This is a genomic window from Limnofasciculus baicalensis BBK-W-15, assembly GCF_024178385.1.
Lineage (GTDB): Bacteria > Cyanobacteriota > Cyanobacteriia > Cyanobacteriales > Coleofasciculaceae > Limnofasciculus > Limnofasciculus baicalensis.
This window is the reverse complement of sequence record NZ_JAMZMM010000374.1, coordinates 1-5,833: the sequence shown is the minus strand read 5'-3', so window position 1 is coordinate 5,833 and position 5,833 is coordinate 1. Positions and strand designations below refer to the sequence as shown.

The following is a 5,833-nucleotide window of genomic DNA, read 5'->3' as shown; positions in this document are numbered from 1 at the left end:
CGCCAGAGCCAACTCCAACGCCAGAGCCAACTCCAACTCCCGAGCCAACTCCAACGCCCGAGCCAACTCCAACTCCCGAGCCAACTCCAACTCCCGAGCCAACTCCAACTCCCGAGCCGACTCCAACTCCAATTCCAATACCAACTCCAATACCAACTCCAATACCACAACAACTAAGAATAGACCCAAAACCAGCGCAACTAGAAGCAGAATCAAATCCATCGACTGATTTAGCAGCAATAGGCTGTAACTTATCTCGATATGAACAGCTACCAGAAGTGGAGAAACTCCTGCCCAAAATTTTGGAATATATGAATACTAATGGCGGAAAGTTATCACTTCCACTCCAACCAGAGGATTTCCACTGCAACAGGCACTTAATTGCCTTGCCAGCAAATCAAAATTTAGTGAGGGAGCAGGTTTTCGCCCTAGTATCTCAATCGATTGGTACTGAATATATCGAGTTCATTAATGTTGATTTTGAGACAGCAGCTAATACCTTAATTGTCATTGTTGATGTTACTAAATCTCCTACTCCTGTTACCTTGAAAGAAGGTCGAGACTATCAAGTTAGGATAGAAAGATAAGACTTGATTCGCTTTATATCTTGCATCTACCAAACAAGCATCTGGTAATCAATCTTATTCTTTAGATAGCAACCAGGGTTAATATTGCAGCGCATCAGGGTAAACATCTACCTGCTTATTCCCCAGTAAACTATTAGGATCGTCAATCAATATGCGTTTATCCCTACATTTTGGCGTGTTGGTAGGTCTTCTTGCCCTGGAAATTTTTCCTACTCATACGGCATTAGCTAATCCTAATGTTGTTTCAGATTCTCAAGTAAATTTGCAATTAATCCCATCACCAGAACTTGCTAAAGAGGAAATTGCCCAACAATCATCACCTATAATACTATCCACAATAGTTCAATTAGATGGTAACTCTGTGAGCGAAACGACTCCGCAGGAACCTCATTTATTACAGCCTATACCCACACCTACACTGTCACCAGAAGAATCTCCACTTCTCCCGATACCCACACCGGAAACCAGTCCAGAAACAAATAGTATACCCATACTAGTCCAGCGAATTGAAGTAAAGGGTAGCACTGTATTAACATCGGAGCAAATCGAATTTTTAACCAAACCATTAGCAGGAAAAACGGTTTCTTTCCAAGATCTTACTAATGTAGTTAATACTATTAATCAACTCTATGCAGAACAGGGTTATACTAGTTCCCGTGCAGTTTTAGAACCACAGATTATTACTAATGGTGGGGTTGTCCAGATTCTGGTTATTGAAGGGAGTGTGGAAAAAATTGAGGTAGAAGGAACAAAACGCCTCAATCCTAATTACGTGATATCGCGAATTAAGTTAGGAGTTGGGACACCCCTAAATACGGCTAAACTCGAAGAACAATTGCGACTATTGCGCCGAGATCCACTTTTTAAACGAGTAGAAGCAAAATTACGTTCTGGCAGCGCTCCTGGTAAGAGTATTTTAGTGGTAGAAGCGATTGAACACGAGCCTTTAGATGTTACTCTTAGTGTTGATAATTATTCCCCACCAAGTGTAGGATCTGAACGTCTCGGAGTTAATGCCCGCTATCTTGATGTAACCGGAATTGGTGATATTTTTACAGCTTCATACTATCACACAACAACAGGCGGCGCGGATAGTTTTGACTTCACCTATCGAGTACCTGTTAATGTTAATAATGGTACTCTACAACTTCGGGCTGCCCCTTCTCGTAATCATGTGACTCAGCAACCATTTAAGGCTTTAGATATTCATGGAGAATCTCAGTTATATGAAATTAGCTATCGCCAACCCATTATCCGTTCTTTTCGGGAAGAATTAGCATTATCTGTGGGATTTACTTATCAAAGTGGTCAAACTTTTACTTTTGCAGGTCCTACTCCCTTTGGTTTTGGTCCTGATGAGAGAGGTATTAATCGCACTAGTGCGATCAAATTCGGACAAGATTATGTGCGATGGGATAATAAAGGCGCTTGGGCTTTAGGTTCACAATTTTCCTTCGGGATTGGGTTATTGAATGCGACAGAAAATTCCGATCCTATTCCTGACGGTCATTTTTTTAGCTGGCTAGGTCAAGTACAACGGCTACAACGTTTAAGTCCTAATAATATTTTACATATCCAGGGGGAAGTGCAGCTCACACCAGATAGTTTACTCTCCTCCCAACAATTTATTATTGGCGGTGGTGAATCTGTACGAGGCTATCGGCAAAATGTCCGGGCGGGTGACAATGGGGTAAGATTTTCGATCGAAGATCGCATTACAATTAAACAAGAGAATCTCAATGATGGGGTTTTTGAACTTGCCCCTTTTGCTGATTTTGGCGTTGTCTGGAATGCTGCAGATAATCCTAATTACCAACCTAAGCAGACATTTTTAGCTAGTGTTGGATTGGGATTAATTTGGCAACCTAATCCCAATCTTAATATCCGTTTAGATTATGGATTACCTCTGATAAAATTAGACGATCGGGGTAATAATGCCCAAGATGATGGGTTTTATTTTAGCGTGAAGTATCAATTTTAAGTTGTTGAAGGAGGGCAATTGGCTCTGAGTCATTCGTGTCTTAGTGTCTTCGTGGTTGATTAAAAAGTCACGCCACTACCCCTGTGCCATCCTTCCTCTCATCATAGACTTAATCATTTCAATATCCTCTGGCGTGGGTTCTGTTTTCTGCCATGCTGGACGTTTTTGAATGCGATCGCACCATCCACTTAATTTAGGATAATCATTTAAGGACACGTCCGATCCTATCAACCAGGATATCACTGTACCAGCGACAGGTTCAGCGAGAGTTATATTGTCACTACCAAAGAATGGGCGATTATCTAGCAAACTCTCAAAATACTTCAATACTGTTGAAGTTTTCACCTTTGCCTGGTCTATTTTTTCGGGATTTGCCCCAGGAATACCTAAAAGTACGGGCGCTAATGTAGTCAGAGCAGGCAATAATTCGTTAACTGTTACTAATTCCACCATCCGTACAATTCCTAAATCTTTGGCATCACTAGGCAACATGGCGGGTGTCGGGTATTTTGCCTCTAAATAATCTAATATTGCCAAGGATTCCACCAAGGAAAAACCATCATCTACTAAAGCGGGAATGTGATGGAAAGGATTAATTTGTAAAAACTCTGGTTTAAATTGTTCGCCATTTAGTTTGACTTCCACTAGTTCAAACTCTAGTCCTTTTTCCAGTAGGGTAATCCAGACACGGCGAGAATTTGGTGAAACTGGAGCGTGATAAAGCGTAATCATCGAAAAACCTCATTTTTTTAATCTTTACTCGTAGAACAGGCATCTTGCCTGTTTGGAGCATATAACTCTCATGATAGATTATCTGACGCAATCAAAGCCATCGCTTGACTTAAAATTTCCTCTCGATTTACCATCTCTTCTAATATAGCAGTATCATAACGACCTTCTTCTACTTCTATCGCAGCCTTATCGATTGCCCTGGGGTAAGCTTCTTGTAAAGCGATGCGCAACTCTGCTGATGTGAGGTAATAACCGCCTGCTTTGCGACGCTTATTCTTTTTCTGAATTTCCCACACCGAATTCTTAATGGACAAATCCCAAGAGCGAGTTGTCCGTTTTTCGGCTTGTTGCTTAATCAGATGAAGGAGCAAAATCACTCCATAGCTGCTAATCGCACTAATTTTATCATCGCGGCTCATTTCTTCCAATTCTTCTACTACGATTAATGCTCCTGATATATCACCTTTTAGCAATAAATCCTTAAGGGTAAATAATTCTTCCATAAATAATAACTCGACGAAGGATGAAATGTGAATGAGGAAAACTGTAGCTAAAGGTTAGGAGAAGCAGATGGGTAGAATTAAACCTAAAACTCGTAATGATAAGAAGTCGGGTTTCTCTAAGAAACCCGACTTCTGGGTGTCAGGTTTCTTTCCTTCCATCTTCTTACATAGACATTTCCTAACATTTGAGGCTACACTGGGCAATATCAGCAGCGATCGCAAACTCAGATGTGGGGTGACACCCCCTATACCGCTCGTAGTAGGCGCTTAAGCACCTACTACAAACTTGAGAAACAATCATTACTGCTCGTAGTAAGTGCTTAAGCGCCTACTACAAACTTGAGAAACAATCATTACTTCGTCTGCTCTCAATTTCTCCTATCTTACTATAAACCTCTAATTATGCCTCAAACACTTTACGTCAATCCAGCCACTGGTAACGATACTGCTACGGGTAGCCAGTCTACTCCATTTAAAACTATTACCAAAGCACTTCAGCAAATACAACCCGATACTACCATTCAACTGGCACCGGGTAATTATAATGCGGCGAGTGGGGAAATATTCCCTCTCCAAGTACCCTCTGGAGTGACAATTTTAGGCAACGAAGGTACAAAAGGTAGTGGTATTTTAGTTGAAGGTAGTGGTGCTTATACCAGTCCTACCCTTGCTCTGCAAAATATAACATTTTTACTGGCAAATAATACTGCTATCCGAGGTATAACTGTTACCAATTTAGCCAAGCGTGGTACTGCGGCTTGGATTGAATCAACTGCTCCTACTGTGGCTAATTGTACTTTCACTAAATGTAATCGTGAGGGAGTTTTGGCTACGGGTACTGCTAATCCTACCATTCTTAATAATGTATGTTTTGATAATGGAGGCAATGGCATCTCCATCACGCGGGATTGTGCGGGAGAGCTTCGAGGGAATAGCTGCAAAAAAACTGGCTATGGTATTAGTATTGATGGTAATGCTACCACTAAGGTGGTGGATAATACTATGGCAGAGAATCGCTTTGGCATGAGTATTTCTGTTGAGGCTAAACCTGTATTGCGGAATAATCGGATTGAAAATAATGAAGAATATGGTTTGGCTGTGACTGGCAATGCTACTCCAGATTTAGGGAAAAGTTCACAAGATCCTGGTGGGAATATTTTTCGGAATAATGGTAAGCTGGATATTCTCAATGTAACTAAAAATACCCTAGTTTCTTTCGGTAATCAGTTGGGTGGTACGAAAGTTAGCGGCTCGATTAATATTGATGGTACTGTGGTAGCGGGTGGTACAACTGGCGGCACAACTGGCGGTACAACTGGTGGCACAACTGGCGGTACAACTGGCGGTACTACTGGCGGTACAACTGGTGGCACAACTGGCGGTACAACTGGCGGTACAACTGGTGGTACTACTGGCGGTACTACTGATGGTACTACTGATGGTACTACTGATGGCACTACTGAGGAAACAACTCCAGCTTTTTCAGATATTCAGAATCACTGGGCGAAGCAATTTATTGAAGCATTATTTGCCCAAGGAATGATTAGTGGTTTTAAAGATGGCACTTTTAAACCCGATGATAAAATGACTCGTGCCCAATATGCGGCTTTGCTGGTGAAAGCATTTAATCCAGGAGCTAAAAAAGCAGCAGAAAACTTTACTGATGTTCCCGTTAACTTTTGGGGATATAATGCAATTCAACAAGCTTATCGTGGTGGATTTGTGGCAGGTTTCCCCAATAAAATTTTCAAGCCAAACGATAATGTACAGCGGGTACAGGTGATTGTTTCTTTGGTGAATGGATTGGGTTTAGCAGTAGCCGATGCCAATGCGTTGAATTTTTATACTGATAAGGCTGCTATTCCTGAATATGCGAAAGATGAAGTGGTGACAGCCAGCAAAAAACGTATTGTGGTGAATTACCCCAATGTTAAACAACTCCATCCCACTATGGCAGCAACTCGTGGAGAGGTAGCGGCGCTAATTTATCAGGCATTAGTAGATGCCAAGCGGATGAGTGCAATTAATTC

General features: G+C 41.6%; 4 protein-coding genes and 1 pseudogene. 3 read left to right on the top strand and 2 right to left on the bottom strand.

The genetic code is table 11. The features are described from left to right. Positions 1-587, top strand: a pseudogene (locus tag NJ959_RS24695) (hypothetical protein); the annotation flags it as partial. A gap of 151 nt (positions 588-738) precedes the next feature. Further along, positions 739-2,568, top strand: a complete 1,830-nt coding sequence (locus NJ959_RS24690) for a ShlB/FhaC/HecB family hemolysin secretion/activation protein (protein WP_254014405.1) — start codon at positions 739-741, stop codon at positions 2,566-2,568. A 75-nt stretch (positions 2,569-2,643) separates the two neighbouring features. Here the strand turns inward: NJ959_RS24690 and NJ959_RS24685 are convergent, their stop codons facing one another. Then, positions 2,644-3,300 carry a glutathione S-transferase family protein gene (locus NJ959_RS24685; protein WP_254014404.1) on the bottom strand — a complete coding sequence of 219 codons (657 nt, stop codon included), beginning with the start codon at positions 3,298-3,300 and terminating at the stop codon, positions 2,644-2,646. Between the two features lie 68 nt (positions 3,301-3,368). Next, positions 3,369-3,803 carry a DUF29 family protein gene (locus NJ959_RS24680; protein WP_254014403.1) on the bottom strand — a complete coding sequence of 145 codons (435 nt, stop codon included), beginning with the start codon at positions 3,801-3,803 and terminating at the stop codon, positions 3,369-3,371. Between the two features lie 402 nt (positions 3,804-4,205). On the opposite strand from NJ959_RS24680, the gene NJ959_RS24675 reads away from it, so the two are divergent. Beyond that, positions 4,206-5,833, top strand: a 1,628-nt coding sequence (locus NJ959_RS24675; protein ID WP_254014402.1) for a DUF1565 domain-containing protein, incomplete at its 3' end; no start/stop codon positions are given.